This is a genomic window from Hymenobacter lucidus, assembly GCF_020447265.1.
In the GTDB taxonomy this organism is placed as follows: Bacteria; Bacteroidota; Bacteroidia; order Cytophagales; family Hymenobacteraceae; genus Hymenobacter; species Hymenobacter lucidus.
On record NZ_JAJADR010000002.1, the window covers coordinates 633,527 to 660,324 of the forward strand.

Consider the following 26,798-nt stretch of genomic DNA (forward strand, 5'->3'; position numbering starts at 1 on the left):
CTAAGCCTTTTTCCGTCTTAACCCATTATATTTCATGCTGATTCGCATTGTGCGCCTGACGCTGCAGCCCGGACGGGTAGCCGATTTCCTGGCCATATTCCGGGACTCGGAAAATCAAATCCGGAATATGCCCGGCTGCCGCCACTTAGAACTGTGGCAGGATGCCGACGCGTCCAACATCTACTGCACCCACAGCCACTGGGACTCGGCCGCCGACCTGGATGCTTACCGCCACTCGGCGCTGTTTGGGCAGGTGTGGCCGGCTACCAAGGCGCTGTTTGCGGCCCCGCCCCTGGCTTTTTCCGTATACCCGGCCAGTGTGGAGCCTACCACCCCCTCCCTGCCCACTACCTAATGACAACCGACTACTTCGAATTCTACGGCCTGCCCGAAAGCTTCCAGCCCGACGCGGCCGCCCTGAAAAGCAAATACTACGCCCTCAGCCGCGAGTACCACCCCGACTTCCACGCCACGGCCGCGCCCGAGCGGCAGCAGGAGATATTACAGCTGGCCACGCGCAATACCAACGCCTACCGCACCCTCTCCGACCCCGACCAGCGCATGGCCTACATCCTGCACCGGCACGGGCTATTGGAGGAAGGCAAGCAGGAGCTGCCCCCGGATTTTCTAATGGAGGTAATGGAGCTCAACGAGCAGCTGATGGAACTGGAGTTTGAGCCCGACCCGGCAGCCGTGCAGCGCGTGGAGCACGAAACCCAGGCCCTGACCGACACGCTCGACGCGGGCATTGCGCCGGTTCTGGCTGGCTATGAGGGCCTCCCCGCCGACGTGCGCCCCCAGGCCCTGCAGCAGATTCGCACATATTATCTCAAAAAGCGGTATTTGTTGCGTATTCACGAAAGTCTCGCTAAGTTTGCAACCCGTTCCTGAGTCGTGGGAACGGAAAACGCCCGGATGGCGGAACTGGTAGACGCGTCGGTCTCAAACACCGATATCGAGAGATATGCCGGTTCGATTCCGGCTCCGGGTACTTTGGGAAGGTGAAAACTTCTCAGCCGTAAAGCGGCCTTTCTGAGCAATCGGGAAGGCCGCTTTTATGTTTTTTGGTGTCTTGGTTTAGATTTTTTGAACCCGCCCCACTCAACCATCCGGAGTGAAGAAACCGTACTACCCCAGAGGTTGCACCCGCTGTGCCACTGATTTCATTTCTTCCCTTCCGATTTATATGGCCCGTTTTACCCGCGCCGATGCCGTTACTCAGGCATTGCTGAGCCCGTTGATTCCCGTTTTTTACCACTCCGAAGGCCCGTATGCCCGGCGCGTGCTACAGGCCTGTTACGAAGGCGGTGTGCGGCTCTTCGAGTTTACCAACCGCGGGCCCAATGCCTTTAACATCTTCGCCGACTTGCAGCAGTTCGTGGAGGCCGAGTACCCAGATCTGCTGCTCGGGGCTGGCACTATTTACACGGTAGAGGAAGCCGAGCGGTTTATTGCGGCCGGCGCCGACTACATCGTGCAGCCTATTATCGGAGCGGATGTAGCCCGGCTGTGCCAGCAGCAGGACCTGGCTTGGCTGCCCGGCGTTTCTACGCTCAACGAAATTTACCAGGCCGAGCAATTGGGGGCAGCTTTTGCCAAGCTGTTTCCTGCCAGCGTGCTGGGCCCCGATTACCTGAAAGCTGTCCGCGGCCCCTTGCCGCAGGTGCGCTTTATGGTCACCGGCGGCATTCAGCCCACCCCGGAGGCCGTAGCGGCCTGGATGCAGGCCGGCGCAACCTGCGTAGGCGTGGATTCCCGGCTGCTGAAAACTGACGACCCGGCCGCGCTAACCGCACAGGTACGGCAGTTACTGGCAGCTATGAAGCCCGAAGTGGTTTAGCCAGCAGCGCCCGGCGCAGAAGGTTGTTTTCTCTAACCTAAGTGAACAGCAAGCCTAATACAAGCAGCACCAGCGTTGCCACCCTACTACCAAGACTGGACCTTACGACGAACGGGCGCCTTGGTAGACTTGGACTTCGGGGCAGCTTTCGTTTTTGACGCAGCCGGTTTGCGGGCTGGGGCTTTCTGCAATTTTTTCTTAGCTGGAGCTTTTTTGACTGCGGCTGCTTTCAGGCTGGCGGCTGTGGGCTCCACTCCATATTTTGCCTGAGCCGAATTCGGGCCGGAACTCACGAACAGATCGAACTCGACGCGGCGGTTACGGGCGCGGCCGGCTTCGGTGGTATTGCTGGCAATGGGGTGGCGCGCACCGTAGCCGCGCATGTCGATGCGGTTTTCTGCTACTCCTTTCTCCAGCAGGTAGCGACGCGCAGCGGCGGCTCTTTCCCGCGACAAAGCCAGGTTGAACGCCGCCGGCCCCTTACTGTCGGTGTGGCCGGCAATGCTCAGCGAATAGTCGGGGTACTCGGCTAGCACCGGCACCATGGCATCGAGCGTGGGATACGAGGAGGGCAGCAGCACCGCTTTGTTCAGCTCGAAGCGGATGGATTTGGTGGCTTCGCGCAGCTTCTGCCGCACCGCACTCACAATTTCGGGGCAGCCGCCGTTGCTGGCTGGGCCGGCACTGTTGGGGCAGCGGTCCTGGGCATTGAGCACGCCGTCGCCATCCGAATCCGGAGTATTAGGCGCGGGCGTAGCAGCGGGAGCAGCCGTCGAATCGTTCGGGATGGGGCAGCCGGTGAAATCGACGGTAGTGCCGGCGGTGGTATCCGGGCATTTGTCTTCCGCATCGGTGATACCGTCGCTGTCGGCGTCGGGGCAGCCGCGCAGCTCGGGCGGGCCGGCGGCATCGGGGCAGCTGTCTTCCTGGTCGGTTACGCCGTCGTTGTCTTTATCGGGGCACCCGCGCGACTCGGCCGAGCCGGCTTCAGTGGCGCAGGCATCGAGGTAGTCGGGTACGCCGTCTAGGTCACCATCCAGCGGGCAGCCGCTTTCGTTTACGGCCACTCCCTGGGGCGTGCCGGGGCACTTATCGAGTCGGTCGGCCACGCCGTCCTCGTCCATATCGAGAGCTTGGCCCATGTTAAATGTCAGGCCCACGGTATGCTGCAGAAACCGGTCGGCCCACCGCGGCGTCACCAGTTCAGCCGTGCCGTCGAGGTTGGCATTGAGCGGCAAGTGCTGACCGCTTTGCACAAACAAGCTGACGCCACCGCCCAGCCGGAAGTTGATACCGGCCGCCGTAAACAGGTCGACATAGCCTTTGTTGATATCGAGGCGGGTGATACTGTCGCGCCGGACCGCCTGGCTTGTATACGTCCAGCCGGAGGAGGCCAGCAGGTAGGGCTGAAAAAACGCATTTTCCTTAAGCGCCCAGCCGTTGTTGAGCTTGAGCTTGAAGCCCAGATTGATGTTGATCAGCGTGGTGGCAAAATAGTTATTGGCATTGCGTCGTCCGGTCAGCTCGCCGTAGAATATCTGGCTATTGAGGTCGAGGCCGCGAAAAAGGTACTGATTGATGGCCAGGCCGGGCGCAATTTTGATGTTGTCGGTCTTCCAGAAATCGGAGCCGAAGTCGCCCTTGTACTGCAGGCCACTAACCAGCAGGCCGACGCTGGTGCGGCGTTCGGGCGTTTGGCCCAGAATGGGCTGATAAAGCGCCAGCAGGAAAAATCCGGTCAGCAGCAGTCGGAAGTTGAGGAGCAAGTGTTTCATCGGGGGCGGCAGTACATAGGGCAAACTATCCGGCAATGGGTATACGGGCTTACCTGCTGTTCCACGGAAGCAACTTAATAATACACTTATTTCTGCTTTAGCCCACGCCTTTAACTAGCAGGCCAGCATAATTTCTATCGACCAGCAACAACGACGGCGCCGCGCCGGCACCGATAATCTATTCTTGATGGAAGCAGAATACTCAGGTAACATAGCAGTGGCACCTTTGCACCAGTAAATCACTCAAGCAAACTCTGTAGCCATGAAACACTTGCTGAAACGCTACCTGCTGTACGTCGCTGCGTCGCTGCGGCCGGCTACGCCCCGCCCAAAGTCCGGCAATGCTCCTTCCCTATTTGTATGATTTGGGCGGCCTGCTCGGGCTGTAGTTACCGCCCCCCCGTTGGGGTGCCGTACTGCGCTTCGAGCAGAGCGGCCCGCTCCTGCGGCAAAGCCTGGTAAACTTGCACCTAAATTATTGACAGCACTTCCTCCGGGTGGGAGGCAAGCAGCTTAAATATTTATTCCCTCTCGTATTATTCTGTATCTGCTACTATTTTCAGATTTAATAAAAAGCGGCCGGAGCATAGTGCTCCGGCCGCTTTTTGGTTTGCGCAAGTTTCCTTCTGTTGGTTCAGCAGCCCATTAGTAGTTTATCTGGAGTGTCTCCCCTTACGCCACAAGCTACTGTACAGCGGCCGTATAGCTAGTAGAATAGGGCTTATCGATTTTATAGTGTTACTAAAGCAAGTTATTCGGTAAGGCGGAGGTATATTTGAAACTATTTCTGTTCAGCTTAGGCTAACCGCCTGCGTTGATTCTTACGTCTGTTTTCCTGTTTGCCGCCTTATTTTTACCTGTTTCGTGCCTCGTTCAGCAGTACCTAGTTCTACTCAATCGTTACGTATAGCATTTATCAGTTCCTGCACCGGCGAGTGGGGTGGCAGTGAAGAACTTTGGGCGGGCACGGCCCTGTTGCTGGCCCAGGCAGGGCATACGGTGCATACTTTTAAAACCAATGTGCATGCTCAGCACCCACGGTTGATAGGGTTGCGGACGGCGGGGGCGGGCACTACTGAGCTGGCGCCATCGGTTTCACTGCTACGCCGCCTCACCAACCGCCTGCTGCCCTCACGCCGGCAATCGACTAGCGACTCATTGGTAATGAACGTTTTACGGCGGGCATTACGCAGGCTTCAACCCGATCTGGTGCTTATTTCCCAGGGTTCTAACTACGACGGCTACCGATTTGCCGACGTGTACCGCCGCGCCGGATTCGCTTATGTGCTGCTCTACCACAAAGCGACCAACTCGGCGGTTCCGCAGCTGTTTGAGCGTCAGTTGGTGCAGCAGGTTTATCAGGCCGCCCGGCGCAGCCTTTTTGTGTCGAAGCACAATCTTGAGCTCACGCAGCTGCAGTTGGGCTTGGTGCTGCCAGGTGCCGAAGTAGTCCGGAATCCATACAATGTACCTTTCCAGGGTGAGCTAGCCTGGCCAGCCTCTACCGATGGCATCACCCGCCTGGCGTGCGTGGGCCGCTTGTTTCTGTCGGACAAGGGTCAGGACGTATTGTTGCAGGTACTGGCCCAGGACCAGTGGCGGCAGCGGGCGGTTCACCTCACATTCTATGGGTCTGGCCCCGACGAAGCAGCCATCCATGGCATGGTCAGCTTTCTGGAGCTGGAGGCGCAGGTTAGCTTCGTTAGGCACGTGGCCGATATTGCCCAGGTCTGGCAAACACACCACGCACTTTTACTTCCCTCCCGCTACGAGGGCCTGCCTCTGGTGATGGTAGAGGCTATGCTCTCAGGCCGGCCGGTTATTGCGGCCGATGCGGGCGGTATTGCTGAGCTACTGGACGACAACAAAACCGGCTTTCTGGCAGCCGGCTCCACTTTTCAAGCCCTGAATGAAGCGTTGGAACGCAGCTGGGCAGCTCGCAGCCGCTGGCCGCAGATAGGGGCCGAAGCAGCCCGGCAGGTTCGGGCTCTGGTGCCGGTTAACGCCACAGAACTCCTGGCGCATAAGCTGTTGACTATACGCAGTGCAACATCTTATCAATCAGGCAGTAGAGCAGGCCTTAGCATTTCTGCACCAGCGCCAGCTGCATGACGGGCAGTTTGTGGCCTACACGGCGGGTGATAGTCCGATGCAGGCCTGGATTTCTGCCGACAACGCCCTGTTTCCGACGCTGCTCATGAGCCATTGTTTGCTGCACGTGGCCGAAAACCCACTCGCCGACGAAATGCTGACGAAGGTTACGCGGTTTGTGCGCAATGAAATGAACTATGGCGGGCTGTGGAATCATTACTCTAACAATCACTGGCTGCGCCGGATTTGCCCGCTTGATGCCGACGACACGGCCTGCGCCTCGGCCCTGTTGCGCGCCCGCGGCATCAACTGTCCGGTGCCCAGCAACGCGCCATTATTTATGGTTAACCGCAACGAGGCGGGGCTTTTTTACACGTGGTTTGTGATGCGGCTGCGCTGGATTCCCAGCCGCACTTTCTGGCAGATAACGGTGCGGGAGCTGCTACAGCCTATTCAGAGTCTGGTATTTTGGCGCGCAGTAGAGGCTAACCGCAACGATGTAGATGGCGTGGTGAATGCCAACGTGCTGTACTATCTGGGCGATGTTCCCCAAACCCAGCCCGTCATTGGGTACCTGCTGCGCATCATTGCCGAAAACCAGGAGCACGACTGCGACCTATGGTACCGGGACCCATTTGCCGTCTACTACTTCTTCACGCGCAACTACTACGTCGGTATCACCAAGCTCGAGCCGCTGCGGGAACCTATCATCACCCGCATTCTGGCCCAGGCCAAGCCCGACGGCCGCCTCGGCGAAACCCTGGCCGATACGGCCTGGGCCGTGTGCAGCCTGCTGAATATGCGCAGCAGCCCTCCCGAGCTGGAAGCGGCCGTGCGCTACATTCTGCAGGCGCAACTCCCTACCGGCAACTGGCCACGCTGGCTGCTCTACTACGGTGGGCCTAAGAAGGCAGTGGGCTGGGGCTCCGAGGAAATGACCACCAGCTTCTGCCTCGAAGCTCTGGCCCGCTACCAGGCGCTGACCCAATAATGCTCTGAGTAGCTGCTTGGCCACCCTCAGAAGCCTGGAGCAGCGAATCAGGGCTAGCAATGGCCCAGGTGCCCCCCCCTGGCCAGCAGGCCCTCTTTACTGCTCCCAATGCCTAGAACAGTAGGGCCGGAGCAGCTACTTACTTGTGAGCAGTAGGCTGCTCGGCCAGCAGGCGGGCCACCTGGGCCTGCAGCGTCAGCAGGGCGGCGTGGTCGGCGTCGGCCTGGGAAGCACGAGCCTGCAGGGCAGCATGCTGGTGGCGTAGTTCGGCCAGCTCGGCGGCCGGGGTGGCAGCGGGGCCGGCCGGGGCAGCAGTTCGCAGCTGCTGAAGCTGCTGCTGCTGGCGGGCGTTTTCGGTTTCTAGCAGCAGCACGCGGCGGTAAAGGGCCTGAATGGCAATGAGGTTCACCCCGTCGAAGTCGGCTTGGTTGATGCTGGTCTGATTGCCGCTGCGGCCCACCCCGTCGTGGCCGAAGGCCTGGTAGAAGTCCTGGGCCATGGGGCCGTAGTGGCGCATGGTGTCGGGGCTCTGGCCGAGGTAGTTCCAGGAGCCCAGGCGCATGCGGTTGATGCGGGCCAGGAACCGGTTGCCGTCGGCCAGTACCACCCGCTCTTTCTTGGTGGAGTCGGAAATCACCGACCAAGCGTTGCTGCCGGGCGTCAGCTCCACGCCCATAGGCGTACCCAGGGCCGTTACTCCGGCAGGGTCGGGGCGGGTGGCCACAGTGGTGAAGAGGCGGTAGCCCCCGGCAAAGCGGGCCGTAAACTGGTTGTAGTTGGTGCTGTACACCGAATCCTGCTGGCGGTCGGAGGGCGAGCCGTCAAGTATCGGCGACATGTCGGCAAAAACGAAGCTGCCGTAGTAGCCGCGGGTGCGGGCGTAGTAGCCCAGGGTGTAGGTGTTGCCCCGACTGGAGCGGGAGTAGCAGCCCTGCCCGAACGACAGGGACGGGGGCCAGTTTGGGACATACGCGCCCGCGGCGGCGGAGTAGTTGGCGAGCGTGGACCCCAGGACCTTGTTCTGGTAGCCGCCGATCAGGTTGTACCAGCCTTTGGGAGAGTTGCGCGCGCCCATTACTAGCCCGTAGAAGGACTGCACGATGTCGTTGTTGTTGCCCGTGACCAGCGTGCCCTCACTGTTGCGCATCCGGTTGTTCCAGCCGAAGGCGGTGGAGTAGAGGCTGCTGGCCTGGTTGTCGAGGCCGAAGGCCGCCGAGTAGTTGCCGATAGCGACGCTGCTGCTTCCCGCAGCCGTAGCGTTCCACCGGTCGCTGGTGACGCCGCCGGCCCGGAAGGCGCTATAGTACGAGAGCCACATCAGCCGGTCGCCGGCCCCGGTAACGGCGGGCGTCGAGTTGCCTTTGCCCTGGTCGGAGGTGATGACTACGTCCTGGTCAATATCGGTTAGGCGCACTCCGTAGCGGTTGGTGGAGTCGGCAGCCACGCGGGGGGCACCCACGGTGAGCAGGCCGTTGCCGTTGAGGGCGAGGCCGCCGCGGATGGCGCGGGCCGTGGTGCCGCCCACCAGTTTGTTGCCGTTCAGGTTGAGGTTCTGGGTGGCGACGTGGTTGCCCAGGTTGTCGGTCGTGGTACTGCCGTTGCCGCTGCGGGCCTTGTCGGGCAGGAAAAGCCAGGTGCTGCTCATGGCGTACCAGAAACCGGCCCGGCCGTTGGTCTGAAATACCATAAGGCCATCGGGCGGCGCGCTGATGCTGGTGCGCGTGAGGGAGTCCATGCGCGGAATGAGGAGGCCCTTGCCCGAGGCGTCGAGGTCGAGGATGGCGGCGGCATGGGGCGCACCGGCCGTGCCGATGCGCACCCCGCCGGGCGTGGTCTGGGCCCGGGCACCGGGGGCAGCAGCCAGCAGCAGGGCCGCCAGGGGCATGAGGAGGTAGCGGTGTTGCATAGGTGGGGAGAAAGGAAGTAGGAAGGAGCCCAGGCCCTGCGGCCCACCGGCACCGAGGGCTAACCTCTGGCGCCGGTGGGCCACCCGCTCCAGCTAGAGCGGTGGCCGAGCAACCCGGGAGGCTGGGGTGGTGGCCGACCAGCCCCAGCGGCTACAAACTTGCCCCCGCCCCCACGCTGTTTCCTAAAAGGGAGCGTAGACAAAGTGTAGACAGCTTTTGTAAGCCACTAGCTGCTAGGCGCTTATTTTTCTTCTTTCCACGCCGTGCCGCAAGCTTCCCCACTCCACCCAACACCTAAGTTGCCGCTGTCGGGGCGCACAAGCCGCCTATACTGCTGGCTACTGCCGCTGCCCCCTACTCCTGCCAGCCCTGATTTCTGCCGGATAACTACTACTTTGGGAGGATACTATCTGCTACCTATTACTTTGAATTGAATATGGAAGAGTTGAACTCCCCGGCGGCCGAACCCGAGTTGCCTACCACGCCCGAGGCCCGGGCCGCTTACATTAAAGCGGCCCAGACCAAGCCCGACCTGGATGCGCTCGGACGCCTGTTTGCGGCCGAGCTGCGGGCCCATCCCGCTCTGAAAGAAGCCATGGCCCCCTACCTCGCCCAAAGTGAGTCGTTCGTCGTGAGCCTTTATGCCAGCGCCAAAGCCGCCGCTTTCATTAAAGGGCCGTTTCTGTTGAAGCACGCAGGGTCGCGCTTCGTCGAGATTCGCGAGGCAGCGGCCCACGACCTGTGGGAGATTCAGCAGAAAAAGCTATTCGATTTGCAGTGCCGCTGGCGGGCTGAGCAGATTACGCTCCCCGGCGTGCGCCACACCGAGGAATTCCGGCAGTGGGAAAAGTACATCGACCATTGCCCGTGGCTGCCGCCCGTCACGGCCGACGAGGTGGCCCTGTACGAGTCGTATCTGCGCTCCGACCACTACGTACCCAACCATAACTGTGCCTGGCAGAACTACCGCCAGTTCCGGCGCACTGCCGAAGGAGGCGACCATGCCACCGCCGATGAGGAGGATGGCGACGACGGCTATGAGGCCGCTACGAAACAGGCGTACCGCGCCCTGCCCGCCTGGTATCAGTATCACAACGAAGCCACCGGCGAGAACCTGCTGCTGACGCTGCCCGATGTGCGCGGCGAAAAAGAGGCCTACTACATCGGGCTTACCGAAGCCGATAAAGAGGCGAAGCTGGCCGCTCAGCGGGCCCGCGGCGACATGGCCGCCTCGCTGCCGTGGCACCCCCTCTTCCTGCACCGCGACGACCTCACCCCATATTTTCGGCAGTTTGAAGATGCTGCCGACTTGCCCCGCCTGCTGCGCTGGTACGAGGCCAGCCGCCAGGATGAGCGCCGCCGCCATGGCTACCTATTTGAGGCCACTCTCTGGATAGAGAAGGCGCTGGAACACCAGGCGCACCCCTGGCCCATCGCCGCCCACGCCGACTGGCGGCAAGCGGTGGTCGCGGCCGGGATGCGGGCCTGGGGCCACCAGCTGGCCGAGGTGCTGACCGACGTGTGGCAGGAGGAGGAGCAAAACCGCGCGTTGGGCCTGCCCCTTACGGGGCCAAAAACATACGGCAAGCGTCCCCCCTTTGCCGAGGTGAACTGGGCCGAGGAAGAAACCTACCAGCCCAAGTTTATTCTGCGCGGCCGGGAGCTGGCCGGGGAGCCGCGCGACTTCAGCTTCTGAGTGGCCCCAGGCAGCCTCTGGCGGGTAAACCCCACCCGGCTGCCCGGGCCCCACCCCATTTTCTAGAGCGTTCCGGCGATAAGCCGGAACGCTTTTTTTGTATTGTTGCTGGCCGCTCCGAAAACAGAAGCTATAGCACGTTGTGGGTTGGCGCGCACCACGTACCGCCCTTTGACAAGGGCAACTGGCTGGGTGTAAACAAATAAAAATAAATTCGATTACACCCAGCCGCTACCATGTGGCTTGGGTGTAATCGAATTTATTTTTATTTGTTTACACCCAACACCCCACCTGCCCATGTCGCGCCGCGCCTATCCTTCCAACACCCTGGCCGCCGCCGTGCGTCGGCACTTTGGCCTAACCCAGGTCGAGCTGGCCGCCTTCGTGGGCGTGAGCCAGCAACAGTTGGCCCGCGTGGAGGCCGGCCGCAAGCAGCTCGGGCCCGGCCCTGATCAGCGCCTGCAAGTGCTGGCCCGCCAGCTGCCCCCGCCCGACGGCCACGGCCCTGGGGCCCCGGCCTTCACAGACGACGAGGCTCCCGCCGCCGAACGGGCCGAGGCTGCCGAGGGCCTGGCCGCCCTGCGCCAGCGCCTGGCCCGCTGCCAGTGGCTGCGCACCGACCTGGCCTACCAGATAGGGCAGCAGCGCCAGCCCGGCCAGCAGCGGCACCAGCGCCGCCAGTGGGCCGTGCGGGTGCTGGGGCCGCTGCTGGCCGCTCCCCTACCCCAGCCCGACTGGCTGGCCCCCGGCGGCCCGGCCCGGCCGCTGCCGCCCTACCCGCAGGCCACTCCCGACGCGGCCCGCGACACGCACTGGCTCCAGGGGCTGGCCCTGCGCCTGGCCGCTACCACGCCCCCCTTGCCCCCGGCGGCCGCCGCCCTGGCCCGCGCCCGCCTGGCCGGCCTCGACGCAGAAATCCAGGAACTTACGGCGGCTATGGGTGAGTTTTCGGAGTAGGAAGTGTAGCTTTAGAAGCCGGCGGGTACTCACGCGGTATTGTTATTTCCTTCTATCTTTTTAACACTACGTTTCTCATGGATTACTCTCTGCATTTGCTCACCACCCGGGCCCAGTGCGACGCCGTACTGGCCTACGCCACCGCCAAGCTTGGCCTGCTTACCTACCACGATGCCCAAACCGGCCGCCGCACCGGTAACCTGACCACCTCGGCTACCAACGACACCTCCGAGCTGGCCTCCCTGAATGCCTACATCACGGCCATGACCCCGGTGATTCCAACCCTGCTCGCCGGCAAGAACCGCGACAAACAAGTCAACGAACTGCGCACCAGCACCGACCGACGCGACACGCTGCTGGCCCGCCAGGGCCAGCAGGGCCCCGAGGTGCTCCTTGAGGCCGAGGCCGAGAGCGGCCTGGTCGATATCCAGGTGCCATTTATCGAGGACTTCATTGCCAAGGTCACGGCCCACCGCGCCACCCTGACCAGCTAGCCCGCCGCTAGTGTCCCAAAAAAGGCCGCCCCGGAGTACCGGGGCGGCCTTTTTGCTACGCGCCCACCGGGGGCCGGCTGCGGGCGCGGGGCCTGGTTCAGCAGGGGCCTACCACTGGCCGGCCGCAAACTCCCGGGTGGTAAAGTCCTGGACCGGGTCGGCCTCGGTGGGCGGGGCTTGCAGCAGCACCTGCGGGGTTAGGTGCGCGGATTCCGCCCCGTGCAGGGGCTCCGGGCCGTTATTCTTTTGCTGGCGCCCCGGCATCGGGGAGTAGCGGCGGCCCGCCGGCGGCAGCCATCTTCTTGTAGAGCCGGGTTTTGGCCCGCCGCACGCTGGCCGGGTCAATGTTGAGCAAAGCCGCAATTTCCTTGGTGGCCAGGTTGATGTGGAAGTAGCAATAGAGCCGCTGCTCGTGCTTGGTCAGGGCCGGGTACTTGGCCTGTAACTCCTCGAAGAAGCGCGGGTGCACCTGCTCGAAGTGCAGCTTGAACTTGCTCCAGTCTTCATCCAGGTACAGGTTGGTTTGCAGAATGGACTTGATGCCCGACAGCTCGGTTTGGGTGGCCGGGCTTTGGGTATTCAGCTCCTGAATCTGCTGCTTGAGCTCGGCCAGCAGGACGTTTTTCTGGGTTACGTACAGGGTGGTGGAAGCCAGCTCGCGCTGGTTGGCTTCCAGCTGCTCGCGCAGGTCCTGGTTGGCGGTCTGATGCTGCTCGTTGTCGGCGCTGAGCTGCCGGGTGTGCTGCTCGCGGGCCTGCTGCTGCCGCTGCAGCTCGAGCAGCGCTGCCTGGATGTGGCTGTTTTTGAGCACGATTTCCCGGTTGCGCAGCTCCTTCTCCTGAATATCCAGGGCCAGGTAGCGGGCCTCCTGCTCCGTGGTCAGCAAGGTGCGCTGCAGGTTCTGGAGGCGGATGCTGATGGCGGCCGAAAAGCACAGCGCGTGCGACACGATGGCCAGATCGGGCAGCAGCAGGTTGCCATTGTTATCGACGCCAACTACCACGTGGTACATTGCCTCCAGCAGGATACACAACATGGGCAGCACGTTGGCCAGCAGGTAGGTGCGGGCCAGTGGCAGCCGTTGCCGGTAGGCCACGATAGTCGTTACCAGCAGCAGGCTTATTACCCCGAGCACCAGGAGGTTATCGAATAGCAGGGTGTATTGGTTCAGATAAAAGCCACTCAAGTTGACTGCTCCCACTACCAGCGTAAAGGCGCAGTAGCCCCTCAGCGCGTAGCGCAGCCCGGCATCCAGGCGCGGCAGGCGGGCCTGGGTGGGTAGGTACGAGCGGGTCATCTGCACGAAGCCGAGGAGCAGCAGTACCACGCTTACGTGCATGAGCACGTTGTTGAAGGTGTAGCCGTAGCTCAGGCCGCTGGGCACCACTATCAGGCTAAAGATGGGAGTGGGAAACCACACCTTGAAAAAGCCCCGGAACGCCGTAAGGTACAGCACCGCGCCCACCTGCGTGCAGATGTAGTACAGGGTAGTGCGGTCCTGAAAGCGGGCGTAGGCGTGCACGTTGGTGAGCAGCAGCAACAGCAGCACGGCCAGCGACACGGCCCAGGCGGTACCGAAAAACCGTTCCGTACTGAGGGCTTCAGCTTCCTTTTCCAGCACTACCCGCAACTGCGCGGCAGCCGGCAACACGGCCCGCTGGCCCAGGTCTATCAGTACGTAGAACGTGGTGGTGGCGCGGGCCGGCAACCGGAGCGCTAGCCTCCCTTTGATGCGCTGACTGTCCGTGGCCACGGCTATACCGGCCCGCCGGGTTTGCCAGGTCCGAGCATCCTCATCGAAGTACAAGAGCGTGTTGTCGAGGTTGGGCAGAATCCGCAGCTGGGCAGCTTCGGAGTAGCCACTGTGGTTCACGGCTTGCAGCTTCAGCCAGAACCGGCGGCCCTGCGTTAGCCGCAGCGAATCGACCTTGCCAAACACGAGGGACGTATCGGTGCGGATTTTATCCCAGGAGTAATTCCGGTCTGGCAGCAAGCCCACCCGCACCAGGTCGAGATGAGCAGGAGCTGCCTCGGCCGTGGCAGGCTGGGCCACTACGTGCGGCATACCTGCACACAAACAGAGGAGCAACAGGCATAGTCGTTTAAGCACAGAGGAAGCGTTGGGCAGAAGAGGTGCAGGAGGCGTGGGGCAGTGTAGAAAGGCAAAGATAACGGAAGCGCTACGCTTAATTAGCTGCCAGCCAGCCACGAACAGTGGGCAGTAGCAACTGGCGACGCGGCGCGGGCGTGAGCCAGCGGCTTACCAGCTGGCTTAGGCACCACAAAAAAGATTCGGCCCGTGGGCCGAATCTTTTCAAACGTTGGGGATAATACGAGCCGGCACTTCGGGGCTGAGGTGCCTCAGCCCCGAAGTGCCGGGCAGCGGCCAGGCTACTGCGGAAAATCGGCAGAGTCGCCGATGGCGGCCACTTCTTCCAGCTCTTTCACCAGGCCGGCAAACTTCTCGCGGGCGCCTTTCACGGCGGCTTTGCCTAGGGGCAGATGCAGGGGCGGGTTTTCCTGGCGTACCAGGTCGTACATAATCTGGGCGGCGCGGGCCGGGTCGCCGGGCTGGCGGCCGCTGTAGCTCTGGATGCCCTTCAGGTTTTCGCCCACCGTGGCCTGGTAGTCGTCAATCTTGGTAACGGCGAAGGTAGCCGAGCTGCCGGCCCACTCGGTGCGGAAGCCGCTGGGCTCAATATTGGTAACCTTGATGCCGAGCGGCGCAACCTGCTGGGCCAGACTTTCGCCAATGGCTTCGAGGGCAAACTTGCTGGCGTTGTAGACGCCCACGCCGGGGAAAGTTTTCAGGCCGCCGATGCTGGTGATGTTGAGCACGTGGCCGCTGCGCCGCTCGCGCAGGTGGGGCAGCACGGCCCGCAGCACGTGCAGGGGTCCGAACACGTTGACGTCGAACTGACGCTGCACTTCGGCCGCGTCGATTTCCTCGATGCTGCCCAACGAGCCGTAGCCAGCGTTGTTGACGATAACGTCGAGGTGGCCGAAATGGGCAATGGCGTCGGCAACGCCCTGCTTCACCTGAGCTTCGTCGGTTACTTCTACAACGAAGCCCCGGCCGTGGGCGCCGGCTTTTTGGGTGAAGGCATCGGCCTGCTCCTGCTTGCGGAAGGTAGCCGCTACGTTGTCGCCTTTTTCGAGCAACAGCTCGGCCAGGGCCGCGCCGAATCCGGTGCTGACGCCGGTAATAAACCAGTTTTTGGGTGTGGTGGCCATTCGCTAGTGGTGTATACGGTTGAATACGCGCCGGCACGCGCCGGCCGGCTGTTTCAACTCCCGCAGACGGTCGAAGGTTTGGTGTAAAGCTGAATTAGCAGCGGCAGTACTAGCCGCAGCCCGGCGCGGCCACGACGTCGGGGCTGGCGGCACAGCAGCCAAGCCACTGATTTACAAACCCCTCCTACCCTGTTGCTCTTACTCAGCTTCCGGCGCAGCGGGCGGATAGTCGTTGAAGCCTTTCACCATCAGCCACACGGCCACTCCTATCTGAATTGGCAGCAATGGCATGGCCATGGGCCCGATGGAGGGATACCCCAGCAGCATCATCAGGGTTACGCCAATGAACTGCGACGTGACGCCCAGCAGCCCCAGCACCGCCAACCCACGCGGCACCAGCCGAAAGCGGAACAGCCCAATGTAGAACACCAGCAACCAAGCACCAATAGCCACCAGCTGCGTAATATGAGCCGAGCGCCGGGCGGCCGCCACCGCTGCCCCCACCACCTGGTACAGCCCCGCCTCGGTGGCCCCAGAGGTAACGAAGGCTTTGCTGATAGCCAGCATCGACAGAATGGTGCCGGCCTGCACCACATCCAGGGTACAGCTAACCGCACAAACGGCTAGGAACCAGAGTGCCACCGATAGACTGTAGCGCCGCAGTACCGGAAATGCCGCGACGCCCAGATAAACCGTTAGCCCGGAGCCGACGAAAGAAAGCAGCACTGCCGCCCGAACCCGCCAGAAGTTCTCAGCCACCGCCGTCAGGAAAGCCGGCGAGCCAACCGTTATGGATTTCGACAGGATAAAGGGTAGCGTAAGAGCCGCCGCCAGCTGCAGCAACAGCAGGATGCCAACCTTCCGCCCGGTTCTGAAGGCAGCGCGCGAGGAATTCGGCACCCTCACTTCGTCCCGGCTAAGTGCATCAGAGGCTGGCATGGCAAGTAGTTGGGAGGATGCTGGAAATTCAACGGGTAATGAATAAGCCAGCTCAGGATGGCAAACTCCGGCGGGGTGAATTACGGTTCGCCCGACCAGCTCGCGCCTACCGGCGGTGGGCGGAGCGGCTGCGGGGGGCCGCTTTGAGACTGGGCTTGGCAGGAGCCTTTACGGAAGCCGTGGCCGCGCTGCCTGCCAGCGGGCTGGCCGTGGTGACTTTGGCCACCAGATTCATCGTGGGTGTAGCTTCGGTTTTGAGCAGGATGGGCGTGGCCGTGAAGTACGACGCGCCTACCTGCCCGTGCTCATTGTCGCCCCAGCCCCAGAGCGTGCCATCCTGAGCTACAGCCACGGTGTGGCTCCAGCCGGAGGCCAGAGCCGCGCAGGGTTTGGCCAAGCTAATTTGGAGCGGTACGGTGCTGCCGGCAATGGCGCTGCCAAACGTGCTGCCGAGCTGCCCGGCCGTGCCCTCACCCCAGGCCCAAAGCGTGCCGTTGGCGCGCAGGGCCGCCGAGTGCGTGGCCCCGGCTGCTATGCGCGTCCAGGTAGTGGCGGTACCTACCTGCACCGGCACCGGGCTGCTGACGACGGTGCCGGTGCCGAGCTGTCCTTTCTCATTGTGCCCCCAAGCCCAGAGCGTGCCATCCTGGCGCAGGGCCAGGGAATGACCGGCACCGGCCGAAACCAGGGCCCAGGTGGCTTCTTTGCCAATCTGAACCGGTACCACGCTTTTCATTGTGCCACCGTTGCCCAACTGGCCGTGCTCATTGTTGCCCCAGGCCCAGAGCGTACCATCGGTTCGGATGGCCAGGGTATGGTCGGAGCCGGCGGCTACTTTTGCCCAGGTTTTGAGGGTATCAATCTGCACTGGCAGCGGGGAGCTGGTGGTACCGTTGTTGCCGAGGGCGCCGTACTCATTATAACCCCAGCCCCAGAGCGTACCGTCTTGGCGCAGGGCCATGGAATGGCTGGAGCCGGCCGCTACCATGGCCCAGTTGGTGGCGCTGCCAATGCGGACAGGACTGGCGCTGGCCGTAGTGCTGCCGGTGCCGAGCTGGCCGCTGCCATTGTCGCCCCAGGCCCAGAGCGTACCGTCGCGGCGCAGAGCCAGCGTGTGGTTGGCCGTGGCCAGCGTGGCCCAGGTAGTAGCCGTATCGATGCGGATGGGCTCGATGGTGCTAGTGGTGGTGCCGTCGCCGAGCTGGCCTTTTTCGTTGTTGCCCCAGGCCCAAAGCGTGCCATCCTGCCGCAAACCCAGCGAGTGGCCGGTGCCCGCTACCACCCGGGCCCACGTGGCAGCAACGCCGGCCTGGTAGGGTGCCGGGGCGGAAATCGTGGTCAATTCGGAGCAGCCAATCTGACCGGCGCTGTTGTCGCCCCAGGCCCAGAGTTTGCCATCGGTATTCAGAGCCACGGTGTGCTCCGAGCCCACGGCCACGCTGCTCCAGGTGCTGGGCTTGCCAATCTGGGTGGGCGCCAGGTTAGTGGCGGTATTGCCGTTGCCGAGCTGCCCAAAATCATTCTCGCCCCACGACCAGAGCGGGCCGTTGGCGGCCAACGCTACCGAATGGCCGGCGCTGGTAGCCACGCGGGCCCAAGTAGTGCCCGGCGCAATCCGGACCGGCACGATGCTGTTGTTGGTGACTTCGTTGCTGAGCTGGCCGTTCTTGTTGCTGCCCCAGCCCCAGAGTGAGCCGTCGGTCCGCAAAGCCAGCGTGTGGTCGGAAGCAGCCACTACCTCCGACCAATTCGTGTTTTTATCGACCTGCGAGGGGCCGGAGAAATTGTCTTGGGTGTTGTTGCCGAGCTGGCCGCTGTCGTTGTTGCCCCAGGCCCACAGGGTACCATCGGCCCGCACGGCCAGGGTATGGCCCGAGCCGGCCGCTATTTTGGTCCAGGTGGTACCAGTGCCCACGCGCACGGGGCTATAGTAGGTGTGCATGGTGCCATTGCCGAGCTGCCCATATTTATTGTCGCCCCAGGCCCAGAGGCTGCCGTCGGTGCGCAGCGCTACCGTGTGGCTGGTGCCCACGGCCACGGCCGCCCAGCCGGTTTCACTACCTACCTGCATAGGGCTGGTGCCAAATGTGGCCGAGCGCCCCGGCAGCGTGCCGATACCGAGCTGCCCGCTGGCATTGCTGCCCCAGGCCCAGAGCGTGCCGTCCTGGCGGATAGCCAGCGTATGATCCGGCCCGGTGACGACAGTGAGCCAGCTGTTGTCGGTACCAACTTGTACAGGCTTGCTCACGCTGAGCTTGTTGCCGATGCCGAGCTGTCCGAATTTATTGTCACCCCAGGCCCAGAGGGTGCCGTCGGGGTAGATGGCCAGCGTGTGCGACTGACTGGCGGTGATGACGGCGCGCCGCCCCTGCGCGGCAGTCAGCAACGGAAATAGAAGGCAAAAAGTGGCAATACAGGTGTAGAGGTGTTTTGGCATAGGTCAGGATGTAGAGCAGAAAGATCAAATATATATTCAAATAGTATAATTATGAAACGCAAATAGATTATTACCCAGATTCAATATAATAATGCCTGTTGCAGCTGGTAGGGCAGTAAAAACGACAAGCCGCCCGTTCGCAGAAACAGGCGGCTTGTCGGCAAATAGCTTAGGTGAGCTATACCCGGAAAGTAAGTACCGGCGGCGCGGCGTGCACGGCCACATTTTCGGCCACGTTGTGGTGTAGGTAATGGCTCAGGCCGGTGTGGGCGTGAGTAGGCATCACCACCAGATCGGCGTGGGCCTGCCGGGCAAACAGCGGAATTCCCACGCTCGCATCGGCTGCATCGATTACCTCGGGCTCGCAGTGCTCCAAGTGGTGGCGCTCGGCAAAGGCCTCAATCCGGGCCATTGCTTCGGCATACTGGTCGATGTCGGGCACCACTTTGAGCAGGTGTAGCGTGGCATCGGGAAACACGGCCTGAATCCGCTGCAGATCAGGCACGGCCCGGTCGGCCTCGGCGGAAAAGTCGGAAGGAAAAACGATGTGCTGCACGTTGAACTGCAGCTCGGGGTGTTTTACGGTGAGCACCGGGCACGGAGCCAGGCGCACCAGCTTCTCGGTATTGGAGCCCGCAAAAAAGTGCTGCCACGAGCTGTGTTCCTGCGCACCCATCACCACCAGGTCAATTTTCTGCTCGGCAATAACCTCCAGGATAGAATTGACGACGCTGGAAGTACGCAGCAAATCCTGCACCGGCACGCCCTCGGCAATGCGGCGGCCCTCGGCCATCAGCTCGTGCATCTGGTGCTTAATTTTCTGCATAAACTTAAGCATGAACACGTCCTCCATCGTGACGCCCCCAATGCGGCCGCCAGAGGAGCTGAAGTGGGGCGTGTCGCCACGCTCTTCCACGTGCAACAGCGTGATGCGGCCGCCAGTGCGCTGGGCCAGGCGCAACGCTACCTCAAAGGCGTTGTGCGCGGCGGGAGAAAAGTCGGTGGGAACCAGAATGTTTCTCATGAGAATGAACGTAAATGAGCCCTGTTTCTTTGTCACCCGCTGCCAGCGGAAGCCCGGCCATGCTGCCCCACGCACGAGTGGCTGGCAGCAGTAACATCCGGTTATCAACCCGGATAATATATATATAATCCATAATTATTACAACTAAAGCCGGAAAAATAAACAGTGCCATGAAAAAGCTAGGCTTCCCGCTGCGCAGCCTCCTTGCCAGCTCCACCCAGCCCTTTTTCCAAGCCACCGTTTTCGCCGGTGGCCAGCTAATAGTCGCAACGGCTATACCTTTGGGTAGCTGCCGCACTACCTCGCTATGAAAAAACTCACTTCCAACCTCACGTTTCAGGTACTCACGGCCATTGCGCTGGGCGTTACGGTCGGGGCGCTGTTTCCGGCCTTTGGCGCGGCCCTGAAGCCCATCGGCGACACGTTTATCAACCTGATTAAAATGCTCATCGCGCCCATCATCTTCCTGACGGTGGTGCTGGGCATTGGGGGCATGGGCGACTTGAAAAAGGTGGGGCGTGTGGGCGGCAAGGCCCTGCTTTACTTCGAAATCGTAACGACGCTGGCCCTAGTTATCGGCATCACGGCGGCCAACCTCACCCACCCCGGCGCGGGCGTGGATGCCCGGGCCTCGGTGGCCACCCAAACGGCCGCCCAGGCCGCCGAAGCCTCGAAATACACGGCCCAGGCTGGGGAAATGAACTGGGTGGAGTTTTTCACCCACGTAGTGCCGCACAGCGTAGTGGGTGCGTTTGCCGAGGGCGACGTGCTGCAGGTGCTGCTCTTCGCGGTGCTCTTTGGTATGGCCCTGGGCCGCATTCCGGTCTCCTACAGCCAGCCCCTGATTGGGACCTTTGAGCGGTTGTCGCACGCCATGTTTGCCGTGCTGGGGCTGGTCATGAAGCTGGCTCCATTGGGCGCGTTCGGGGGCATGGCCTTCACCATCGGCAAGTACGGGCTGGCCACGCTGCTGCCGCTGGGCAAGCTGATGCTGGTGGTATACCTGACGATGTTCCTATTCATTTTTGGGGTTCTGAACGCTATTATGCGCTATTACGGGCTGAGCCTGTGGCGCTTTCTGGGCTTTATCAAAGAGGAAATTCTGCTGGTGCTGGGCACTTCGTCATCGGAGTCGGCTTTGCCCCGCATGATCGACAAGCTGGAGCGCTACGGCTGCTCCCGCTCGGTGGCCGGCCTGGTGATTCCTACGGGCTACTCCTTCAACCTCGATGGCACGTCCATCTACCTGTCCATTGCCGCCATTTTCCTGGCCCAGGCCTTCGGTATCGAGCTTTCCCTGACCCAGGAGCTGACGCTTATCGGCATTCTGATGCTGACCAGCAAGGGCGCGGCGGGCGTTACCGGGTCGGGCTTTATTGTGCTGGCTTCCACGCTGGCTGCTACCAAAATCATTCCGGTGGAAGGCGTGGCGCTGCTGCTGGGCGTCGACCGGTTTATGAGCGAGGCGCGGGCCATTACCAACGTCATCGGCAATGGCGTGGCCACGCTGGTTATTGCCAAGAGTGAGGGCGAATTTGATGAGGCGCGGCACCAACTGGCCGTGCAAGGCCGCCTGGTGGCTGAGTCGGATCTGGAGCTGACCGCGCGGCCGAACAGCTCCGCTACGGCCTTGCCCAACGAACCGGCTTAGCCAGCCTACTGCTGCCATTTTCTACCACTGCACCCGTCACGAGCGGTTTTATTGAGCTTTCCTCCTTTTTATGCGTATTTCCTGGCCTTCAACCAGCATAGTGAAAACTGGTGTATTGAGTCTGCTATTGAGCCTGCCAGCCCTTGGCCTGGCCCAGCAGCCGGCCCCCAACACGATTCTGTTCGTGGGCAACAGCTTTTTCCACGCCCGCTACGACCCGGCCTTTAGCTACAACGCCGCCAACATCACAATTGAAAAGGTGGGAAAGCAGAAAATTGGCCCCTGGGGTGGTATTCCTGGCATTTTCAAGCAGTTTACCGAGCAGGCCGGCCTGCGCTACGACGTGCATTTTGAGTGCATCAACGGCGAATCCCTGAAAATGCACTACGACAGCGCCCTCTACATCATCGGGCAGCCGCGCTGGCACACAGTGGTGCTGCAGGAGCACAGCATGTGGCCGCTGCCGACGGCGCGCAAGGGCAAGCCCGCCGTGTTTCGCGACTACGCCACCCGCCTCGAACAGGCCGTGCACCAGGCCAACCCCGCTGCCCGGCTCTACTTCTACCAAACCTGGGCCCGCGCCGACCAGACTTACCCGCCCAACCAGGCCTATTCCGGTCTGCCCATCGACTCGATGGCCCAGGACCTGCACCGCGGCTACTACCAGGCAGCGCGGCAAAATGGCCGTTTCGCGGGCGTGGCCCCGGCCGGCGACGCCTGGCTGCGGGCCATTGAGGCGGGCGTGGCCCTGCGCAACCCCTACGCGCCCGAGGCCGATAAAGTCGATTTGTGGGGCCCCGACCACTACCACCCTAGCACCTGGGGCGCCTACCTGAATGCCTGCGTGTTGCTGGGCGAAATAACCGGCTACGACCCGCGCCGGCTGGGCCCAGCCGAGCAGGCCGCCGCCGCGCTGGGCATTGCCCCGGCCGAGGCCAGTAGCCTGCAGCGCATTGCCGCCGAGCAGGTGCTGGCCGCCCGGCCCACTGCCTTTACGCCCGCTGCCACCAAGCATAAAACTCCCCGGCCAGCCAGGTCGAAACGGCGGCAAAAGCAGGCTACTAGTAGTCGCTGACACCACCCAAACAGACAAACGGCGCGCTTTTTTGAGTATACTAGCCGTCTGCTATTCTTAGTTAGAACCGCTTACCCCGCGTATGAAGCTCGATATCCTGATGATTGCCGCGCACCCCGACGATGCCGAAGTAGGCTGCGCGGGCACCCTGATGAAGCACGTAGCCAAGGGCCGGCGCGTGGGCGTGGTCGACCTGACGCGGGGGGAGCTGGGCACCCGCGGCTCGGCCGAGCTGCGCGATGTGGAAGCCGCCGACTCGGCCCGTATCATGGGCCTGCACGTGCGCGAAAATCTGCGGATGCGCGACGGATTCTTTCTCAACGACGAGGCGCACCAGCTGCAGGTTATTCAAGTAATCCGCCGGTTTCGGCCCTCCATTATCCTGACTAATCCCAACGTGGACCGCCACCCCGACCACGGCCGGGCCGCCAACCTGGTGCACGACGCGGCGTTTCTGTCGGGCCTGCCCAAGATTGAAACCCAGTGGCAGGGCCAGCCTCAGCCCGCGTGGCGGCCCGATTTGATGCTGCAGGTAATTCACAACACCTACGTGAAGCCCGACATCGTGGTGGACATTACTGAGTATTGGGAGCGGAAGCTGGAGGCCGTTACGGCGTTTAAAAGCCAGTTTTATCACCCCGATTACGACGATCCGACCTCGACCTACATTTCCTCGCCCGACTTCCTGAAGATACTCGAGGGCCAGGCCCGCGACTGTGGCAAGTACATCAACGTGGCCTTTGCCGAGGGCTTCACCTGCCGCCGCCTGCTGGGCGTCGACGACCTGTTTCAGCTACGCTAGCGGCCGGCCGGTTGGGCGTGTGGCCGCGCCTGTGTACTATTGTAGCGGTTGCGCTATCCTGATTTCACCTGTTCGCTACGGAATGCATTCTTATACTCCCGGGCTTCATATTCTGGCCACCTTCCGGGCTTCGGCGGCTCTGCTGACGGATGCCACGGCCTGCCAGGCTTTTTTTGATCAGCAGATCAACCACTTACAGCTCGTAAAAGTGGGCGAAGTGTACCACACGTTTCCCAATGGCAGCTTTACGGCGGTGGTCGGCCTCACCGAGTCGCACCTGAGTATTCATACCTGGCCCGAGTTTGAGCAGGCGACCTTCGACGTGTTTCTGTCGAACTACCAGCGCGACAACTCGGCCACGGCCCGGCAGCTCTACACCGCCACGCTGCGCTTCTTCGAAGCCACCGAGCTGAGCAAAACCGAGGTGCAACGATGAGCGGGCTGGCCACAACGATGGAAGCCCGCTTGGCCTGCCCGGCCTGCCAGGAGCAGCTCACCTACTACGACGTGGTAAACAGCACGCACTTCGCCTGTCCGGCGTGCCATGTGCTGTTCAGCCAGCCTGCCCAGGGTCCGGCCCTGAAGGTGCGGCAGTTTCAGGATGTGCCGCGGCTGCCGCCCTGCCTGCCGCTGGGCAGCCTGGGCACCATGCCCGACGGCCTGCCCTACCGCGTGACGGGCTACATGCTGCGCAAAGAGAAAAGCTCGCCGGCCCGCTGGCAGGAGTTTATGCTCTTCAACCCCACCGCCGGCTACGCCCAGCTGGCCCTCTACGAAGGCCATTGGACGTTTATCAAACCCGCCGCCGAGCTGCGCTCCAAGCAGCAGGAGCCCCAGAGCAAAACCCGCACGCAACGCTACGTGTTGGACAACGACATTGCCTACGCTCTTTATAATAAGTACCAGCCCCGTATTCTGTACGCCCGCGGCGAGTTCGATTGGAATATTCTGGACGACGAGCGGCTGAATGTGTTCGAATACGTGGCCCCACCCCACATGCTGGTGCAGGAAACGGGCATGGGCCAACAGCCCCAGTGGTACCGGGCCGAGCACATCGAGCCGGCCGCCGTGGCCCGGGCCTTTGGCGTAGCCATATCGCAGCTGCCCGACCGCGACACTGTGGGGGCCATTCAGCCCGCGCCGGGCGGCGACTCGTGGCCGGCGGTGCGGCGGTTCACCCTGCTGCTGCTGGGCCTGCTGGTGCTCACCGAAATCGTGCTGGCCTCGCTGCGGCCCTCGCGGCAGCTGCTCAGTCAGCACTTCGTGAGCGGGGCAAGCCAGGCGCTGCCCTCCTTCCGCCCCGATTCAACCGAAAAAGTGCTGGTATCGTCGCCGTTTGAGATTACCGAGCCTTCCACGGTGCTGGACATTAACCTGCGGGCCGAAATTGACAACAGCTGGCTGGAGCTGCCGGTAAGCCTGGTAAACGAGCAAACCGGGCAGGGCTTCGAATTCACTAAGAATATGGAGTACTACCACGGCGTCGAAAGCGGGGAAAGCTGGTCGGAAGGCAGCGTGCAGGCTGATGCCACCCTGACCAAAATACCCGCCGGCCGCTACCACCTGAACCTGTACCCGGTATCGGAAAACAACCGGCCCGTAGGATTCTCGCTCACCGTAACCGAGAATTCGTGGCAGCCCGGCAACTTCTTTCTGTTTGGGCTGGCCCTACTCGTGTACCCCGGCCTGCTCTACTGGCGGCGCTACAACCACGAGCAAGCCCGCTGGGCACAAAGCAACTACGGCCCACTCACCTAACCCCGCCGCCCGAGTATGAACCTTCCCGACCTCTCTAAAATCCGAGTGTATGCTGCCCTGGCGCTGCTGGCCTTTGGCGGCTACGTGTGGGCCGGCCTGCACGGCCTAGCCTTCCTCGGCGACGACAACGAATCCACGGAAAACATCAACGGCACCGGCGGCACCTCCGGCGGCAGCCACGGCGGCCGGGCCACTTACTTTCACAAATAGGTGAAGTTGTAAAGGGTGAAGTTGTGAGCTGCTTGCCCCAAGCTCTGGCTGCGCAACGGCCTCCGGCCGCACCATAAGCCCACAATTTCACCTTTCACAACTTCACTCTTCGCAACTTCACTATATGGAATATCTCAACCTCAAGCTGATTACGGCCTCCATCGTGTACTCCGTTATTGGCATCCTGATTCTGGTTATCAGCTTCGTCATCATCGACAAGCTCACGCCCAAAACGCTCTGGAAGGAAATCGTGGACGAGCACAACAACGCCTTGGCCATCGTGGCGGCGGCCTTTATGTTGTCGGTAGCCCTTATTATCAGCGCGGCCATTCATGGGTAACGAGCCGGTGCTGCCCCCACCCGCCCGGGGCCGCCGCGCCGCCGCTACCAGTGCCGACCACCTGCCGGCGCTGCTGCTGGGCTCGGTATTCGTTATTGCCACCTGCGGGCTGATTTACGAGCTGATTGCCGGCACGCTGGCCTCCTACCTGCTCGGCGACTCGGTGACGCAGTTTTCCACCATCATCGGGGCCTACCTGTTTTCGATGGGCATCGGCTCCTGGCTGTCGCGCTACCTCGATGGGGCCCTGCTGAAGTGGTTTATCCGGCTCGAAATTCTAGTGGGGCTGGTCGGCGGTTTTTCGGCGCCGCTGCTCTTCGTGCTCTTCGAGTACGTCAGTTCCTTCCGCCTGATTCTGTATTCCCTGGTGGGGCTCACCGGCATTCTGGTGGGCCTGGAAATACCGCTGCTGATGCGGATTCTGGAAAACCGCTACGAGTTCAAGGACCTGGTTTCGCGCGTATTTACCTTCGACTACATCGGGGCGCTGCTGGCTTCGCTTATCTTTCCGCTGGTGCTGGTGCCGCAGCTGGGCCTGATTCGCACGTCCCTGTTTTTCGGGGCCCTGAACGTGGTAGTAGCCGCCGTGGCGCTCTACCGCTTTCCTGAAACCCGCCCCTACCGGCGCAGCTTCTCGGGTATCATGGTGGTGGCCCTGGTGCTGCTGGCCGTGGGGTTTGGCTACGCCGAGCGCATCATGAGCTACACCGAAACCCTGGCGTTTCAGGACCAGGTGATTTACAGCAAAAGCACTGTTTACCAGCGCATTGTGCTTACTCGTAATAATAGGGAGTTGCGCCTGTTCCTCAACGGCAACCTGCAGTTCAGCTCGGCCGATGAGTACCGCTACCACGAGGCCCTGGTGCACCCCGCCATGCAGGCCCTGCCTCGGGCAAAGCGTGTGCTGGTGCTGGGCGGCGGCGACGGGCTGGCCGTGCGCGAGCTGCTGAAATATCCGCAGCTGGAGAGCATCCGCCTCGTCGACCTCGACGCGGGCATGACGGCGCTGTTTCAGCACAATGCCATGCTGCTGGCCCTCAACAAGGGAGCCTTACTCTCGCCGAAAGTGCAGGTTATCAACGGCGACGCCTACCAGTGGGTGCGCCGCGACACAACCCGCTACGACTTGCTGGTCATCGACTTTCCCGATCCTTCTAACTACTCCATCGGCAAGCTCTACAGCACTTCGTTTTACCGGGAGCTCGATAAGCTGTTGGCCCCGAATGGGCTGATGGTGGTGCAAAGCACCTCGCCCTACGTGGCCCAAAAATCGTTTTGGTGCATTAGCCACACGCTGCAGGCCGCCGGGTTTCACACCATTCCCTACCACACCTACGTGCCTTCCTTCGGCGAGTGGGGCTACGTGCTGGCCGGCCGCAACGGCCACTGGCGCGGCGACGGCCCCCTGCCCGCGGGCCTGCGCTACCTCACGCCCGGCACCCTGAAGGAAATGCTGCACTTCCCGCCCGATATGGCCGAAGTTCCCACCGAAATCAACCAGCTCAATAACCAGGTGCTGGTGCGCTATTTCGAGGACGACTGGGGGCCCTACACCCACTAGCTATGGCCGGCACCAA

Annotated in this window: 24 protein-coding genes and 1 tRNA gene; 17 read left to right on the plus strand and 8 right to left on the minus strand. The window is 61.9% G+C overall.

Annotated features, from left to right (window positions below):
* The first annotated feature begins 34 nt into the window (after nt 1–34).
* The 4 genes from LGH74_RS09450 to LGH74_RS09465 all read left to right on the plus strand — a co-directional run bounded on the left by LGH74_RS09450 (nt 35) and on the right by LGH74_RS09465 (nt 1,840).
* A complete protein-coding gene (locus LGH74_RS09450; protein ID WP_226175017.1) occupies nt 35–355 on the plus strand; it encodes a putative quinol monooxygenase in 321 nt (106 codons plus the stop codon).
* A complete protein-coding gene (gene hscB, locus LGH74_RS09455; protein ID WP_226175019.1) occupies nt 355–891 on the plus strand; it encodes a Fe-S protein assembly co-chaperone HscB in 537 nt (178 codons plus the stop codon). The genes LGH74_RS09450 and hscB overlap by 1 nt, the downstream gene beginning before the upstream one ends.
* A gap of 18 nt (nt 892–909) precedes the next feature.
* A tRNA-Leu gene (locus tag LGH74_RS09460) sits at nt 910–991 on the plus strand.
* 195 nt (nt 992–1,186) lie between these two features.
* A complete protein-coding gene (locus LGH74_RS09465; protein WP_226175021.1) occupies nt 1,187–1,840 on the plus strand; it encodes a beta/alpha barrel domain-containing protein in 654 nt (217 codons plus the stop codon).
* Between the two features lie 86 nt (nt 1,841–1,926).
* On the opposite strand, the gene LGH74_RS25015 is transcribed toward LGH74_RS09465, so the two are convergent.
* Nucleotides 1,927–3,615, minus strand: coding sequence for an OmpA family protein (locus LGH74_RS25015; protein WP_284439290.1), 1,689 nt, complete (start codon nt 3,613–3,615; stop codon nt 1,927–1,929).
* Between the two features lie 1,209 nt (nt 3,616–4,824).
* Between LGH74_RS25015 and LGH74_RS09480 the strand changes: the two genes are divergently transcribed.
* Nucleotides 4,825–5,727 carry a glycosyltransferase gene (locus LGH74_RS09480; protein WP_226175023.1) on the plus strand — a complete coding sequence of 301 codons (903 nt, stop codon included), beginning with the start codon at nt 4,825–4,827 and terminating at the stop codon, nt 5,725–5,727.
* Nucleotides 5,660–6,697 (plus strand): hypothetical protein, encoded by a 1,038-nt coding sequence (locus tag LGH74_RS09485; protein ID WP_226175025.1) that lies wholly within the window; start codon nt 5,660–5,662, stop codon nt 6,695–6,697. The genes LGH74_RS09480 and LGH74_RS09485 overlap by 68 nt, the downstream gene beginning before the upstream one ends.
* A gap of 139 nt (nt 6,698–6,836) precedes the next feature.
* Here the strand turns inward: LGH74_RS09485 and LGH74_RS09490 are convergent, their stop codons facing one another.
* Entirely contained in the window at nt 6,837–8,603 is a 1,767-nt protein-coding gene (locus tag LGH74_RS09490; protein WP_226175027.1) for a tail fiber domain-containing protein, read from the minus strand.
* A 437-nt stretch (nt 8,604–9,040) separates the two neighbouring features.
* Between LGH74_RS09490 and LGH74_RS09495 the strand changes: the two genes are divergently transcribed.
* The 3 genes from LGH74_RS09495 to LGH74_RS09505 all read left to right on the plus strand — a co-directional run bounded on the left by LGH74_RS09495 (nt 9,041) and on the right by LGH74_RS09505 (nt 11,751).
* Nucleotides 9,041–10,300, plus strand: a complete 1,260-nt coding sequence (locus LGH74_RS09495) for a hypothetical protein (protein WP_226175028.1) — start codon at nt 9,041–9,043, stop codon at nt 10,298–10,300.
* Nucleotides 10,301–10,597: 297 nt separating this feature from the next.
* Nucleotides 10,598–11,257 (plus strand): helix-turn-helix domain-containing protein, encoded by a 660-nt coding sequence (locus LGH74_RS09500; RefSeq protein WP_226175030.1) that lies wholly within the window; start codon nt 10,598–10,600, stop codon nt 11,255–11,257.
* A 77-nt stretch (nt 11,258–11,334) separates the two neighbouring features.
* Nucleotides 11,335–11,751, plus strand: coding sequence for a hypothetical protein (locus LGH74_RS09505; protein ID WP_226175039.1), 417 nt, complete (start codon nt 11,335–11,337; stop codon nt 11,749–11,751).
* Nucleotides 11,752–11,859: 108 nt separating this feature from the next.
* On the opposite strand, the gene LGH74_RS09510 is transcribed toward LGH74_RS09505, so the two are convergent.
* From LGH74_RS09510 to LGH74_RS09535, 6 genes are all read right to left on the minus strand, one after another.
* Nucleotides 11,860–12,015 carry a hypothetical protein gene (locus LGH74_RS09510; RefSeq protein ID WP_226175041.1) on the minus strand — a complete coding sequence of 52 codons (156 nt, stop codon included), beginning with the start codon at nt 12,013–12,015 and terminating at the stop codon, nt 11,860–11,862.
* Nucleotides 11,990–13,816 carry a 7TM diverse intracellular signaling domain-containing protein gene (locus tag LGH74_RS09515; protein WP_226175043.1) on the minus strand — a complete coding sequence of 609 codons (1,827 nt, stop codon included), beginning with the start codon at nt 13,814–13,816 and terminating at the stop codon, nt 11,990–11,992. Before LGH74_RS09515 ends, LGH74_RS09510 begins: the two co-directional genes overlap by 26 nt.
* 326 nt (nt 13,817–14,142) lie before the next feature.
* Entirely contained in the window at nt 14,143–14,985 is an 843-nt protein-coding gene (locus tag LGH74_RS09520) for an oxidoreductase (protein WP_226175045.1), read from the minus strand.
* 198 nt (nt 14,986–15,183) lie between these two features.
* Nucleotides 15,184–15,924 carry a DUF4386 domain-containing protein gene (locus LGH74_RS09525; protein WP_226175046.1) on the minus strand — a complete coding sequence of 247 codons (741 nt, stop codon included), beginning with the start codon at nt 15,922–15,924 and terminating at the stop codon, nt 15,184–15,186.
* A gap of 106 nt (nt 15,925–16,030) precedes the next feature.
* Nucleotides 16,031–18,361: an RCC1 domain-containing protein gene (locus LGH74_RS09530; RefSeq protein WP_226175048.1), complete on the minus strand. Its 2,331-nt coding sequence runs from the start codon at nt 18,359–18,361 to the stop codon at nt 16,031–16,033.
* Between the two features lie 178 nt (nt 18,362–18,539).
* Nucleotides 18,540–19,385, minus strand: coding sequence for a universal stress protein (locus LGH74_RS09535; protein ID WP_226175050.1), 846 nt, complete (start codon nt 19,383–19,385; stop codon nt 18,540–18,542).
* A 307-nt stretch (nt 19,386–19,692) separates the two neighbouring features.
* Between LGH74_RS09535 and LGH74_RS09540 the strand changes: the two genes are divergently transcribed.
* The 8 genes from LGH74_RS09540 to LGH74_RS09575 all read left to right on the plus strand — a co-directional run bounded on the left by LGH74_RS09540 (nt 19,693) and on the right by LGH74_RS09575 (nt 26,782).
* Complete coding sequence (locus LGH74_RS09540; protein WP_226175052.1) at nt 19,693–21,036, plus strand: dicarboxylate/amino acid:cation symporter; 1,344 nt, start codon at nt 19,693–19,695, stop codon at nt 21,034–21,036.
* Nucleotides 21,037–21,106: 70 nt separating this feature from the next.
* The gene (locus LGH74_RS09545; protein ID WP_226175054.1) at nt 21,107–22,111 is read left to right on the plus strand and encodes an SGNH/GDSL hydrolase family protein; all 1,005 of its coding nucleotides are present in this window, start codon (nt 21,107–21,109) and stop codon (nt 22,109–22,111) included.
* Between the two features lie 82 nt (nt 22,112–22,193).
* Nucleotides 22,194–22,913: a bacillithiol biosynthesis deacetylase BshB1 gene (gene bshB1 / locus LGH74_RS09550; RefSeq protein WP_226175056.1), complete on the plus strand. Its 720-nt coding sequence runs from the start codon at nt 22,194–22,196 to the stop codon at nt 22,911–22,913.
* A gap of 82 nt (nt 22,914–22,995) precedes the next feature.
* On the plus strand, nt 22,996–23,349 hold the full coding sequence (locus tag LGH74_RS09555) for an S-adenosylmethionine decarboxylase family protein (protein WP_226175058.1): 354 nt from the start codon (nt 22,996–22,998) through the stop codon (nt 23,347–23,349).
* The gene (locus LGH74_RS09560; protein WP_226175060.1) at nt 23,346–24,671 is read left to right on the plus strand and encodes a DUF4178 domain-containing protein; all 1,326 of its coding nucleotides are present in this window, start codon (nt 23,346–23,348) and stop codon (nt 24,669–24,671) included. Before LGH74_RS09555 ends, LGH74_RS09560 begins: the two co-directional genes overlap by 4 nt.
* A 15-nt stretch (nt 24,672–24,686) precedes the next feature.
* Entirely contained in the window at nt 24,687–24,881 is a 195-nt protein-coding gene (locus tag LGH74_RS09565) for a hypothetical protein (RefSeq protein ID WP_226175062.1), read from the plus strand.
* 124 nt (nt 24,882–25,005) lie between these two features.
* Nucleotides 25,006–25,221: a DUF350 domain-containing protein gene (locus tag LGH74_RS09570; protein ID WP_226175064.1), complete on the plus strand. Its 216-nt coding sequence runs from the start codon at nt 25,006–25,008 to the stop codon at nt 25,219–25,221.
* Nucleotides 25,214–26,782 carry a polyamine aminopropyltransferase gene (locus LGH74_RS09575; protein ID WP_226175066.1) on the plus strand — a complete coding sequence of 523 codons (1,569 nt, stop codon included), beginning with the start codon at nt 25,214–25,216 and terminating at the stop codon, nt 26,780–26,782. Before LGH74_RS09570 ends, LGH74_RS09575 begins: the two co-directional genes overlap by 8 nt.
* Nucleotides 26,783–26,798: the final 16 nt, after the last annotated feature.

What these genes read in the sequence shown, in the direction of transcription:
- LGH74_RS09450 (WP_226175017.1), top strand. Translation starts at nt 35, where the DNA reads ATGCTGATTCGCATTGTGCGCCTGACGCTGCAGCCCGGACGGGTAGCC.
- hscB (WP_226175019.1), top strand. Translation starts at nt 355, where the DNA reads ATGACAACCGACTACTTCGAATTCTACGGCCTGCCCGAAAGCTTCCAG.
- LGH74_RS09465 (WP_226175021.1), top strand. Translation starts at nt 1,187, where the DNA reads ATGGCCCGTTTTACCCGCGCCGATGCCGTTACTCAGGCATTGCTGAGC.
- LGH74_RS25015 (WP_284439290.1), bottom strand. Translation starts at nt 3,615, where the DNA reads ATGAAACACTTGCTCCTCAACTTCCGACTGCTGCTGACCGGATTTTTC.
- LGH74_RS09490 (WP_226175027.1), bottom strand. Translation starts at nt 8,603, where the DNA reads ATGCAACACCGCTACCTCCTCATGCCCCTGGCGGCCCTGCTGCTGGCT.
- LGH74_RS09495 (WP_226175028.1), top strand. Translation starts at nt 9,041, where the DNA reads ATGGAAGAGTTGAACTCCCCGGCGGCCGAACCCGAGTTGCCTACCACG.
- LGH74_RS09500 (WP_226175030.1), top strand. Translation starts at nt 10,598, where the DNA reads ATGTCGCGCCGCGCCTATCCTTCCAACACCCTGGCCGCCGCCGTGCGT.
- LGH74_RS09505 (WP_226175039.1), top strand. Translation starts at nt 11,335, where the DNA reads ATGGATTACTCTCTGCATTTGCTCACCACCCGGGCCCAGTGCGACGCC.
- LGH74_RS09510 (WP_226175041.1), bottom strand. Translation starts at nt 12,015, where the DNA reads ATGCCGGGGCGCCAGCAAAAGAATAACGGCCCGGAGCCCCTGCACGGG.
- LGH74_RS09515 (WP_226175043.1), bottom strand. Translation starts at nt 13,816, where the DNA reads ATGCCGCACGTAGTGGCCCAGCCTGCCACGGCCGAGGCAGCTCCTGCT.
- LGH74_RS09520 (WP_226175045.1), bottom strand. Translation starts at nt 14,985, where the DNA reads ATGGCCACCACACCCAAAAACTGGTTTATTACCGGCGTCAGCACCGGA.
- LGH74_RS09525 (WP_226175046.1), bottom strand. Translation starts at nt 15,924, where the DNA reads ATGCCAGCCTCTGATGCACTTAGCCGGGACGAAGTGAGGGTGCCGAAT.
- LGH74_RS09530 (WP_226175048.1), bottom strand. Translation starts at nt 18,361, where the DNA reads ATGCCAAAACACCTCTACACCTGTATTGCCACTTTTTGCCTTCTATTT.
- LGH74_RS09535 (WP_226175050.1), bottom strand. Translation starts at nt 19,385, where the DNA reads ATGAGAAACATTCTGGTTCCCACCGACTTTTCTCCCGCCGCGCACAAC.
- LGH74_RS09540 (WP_226175052.1), top strand. Translation starts at nt 19,693, where the DNA reads ATGAAAAAACTCACTTCCAACCTCACGTTTCAGGTACTCACGGCCATT.
- LGH74_RS09545 (WP_226175054.1), top strand. Translation starts at nt 21,107, where the DNA reads ATGCGTATTTCCTGGCCTTCAACCAGCATAGTGAAAACTGGTGTATTG.
- bshB1 (WP_226175056.1), top strand. Translation starts at nt 22,194, where the DNA reads ATGAAGCTCGATATCCTGATGATTGCCGCGCACCCCGACGATGCCGAA.
- LGH74_RS09555 (WP_226175058.1), top strand. Translation starts at nt 22,996, where the DNA reads ATGCATTCTTATACTCCCGGGCTTCATATTCTGGCCACCTTCCGGGCT.
- LGH74_RS09560 (WP_226175060.1), top strand. Translation starts at nt 23,346, where the DNA reads ATGAGCGGGCTGGCCACAACGATGGAAGCCCGCTTGGCCTGCCCGGCC.
- LGH74_RS09565 (WP_226175062.1), top strand. Translation starts at nt 24,687, where the DNA reads ATGAACCTTCCCGACCTCTCTAAAATCCGAGTGTATGCTGCCCTGGCG.
- LGH74_RS09570 (WP_226175064.1), top strand. Translation starts at nt 25,006, where the DNA reads ATGGAATATCTCAACCTCAAGCTGATTACGGCCTCCATCGTGTACTCC.
- LGH74_RS09575 (WP_226175066.1), top strand. Translation starts at nt 25,214, where the DNA reads ATGGGTAACGAGCCGGTGCTGCCCCCACCCGCCCGGGGCCGCCGCGCC.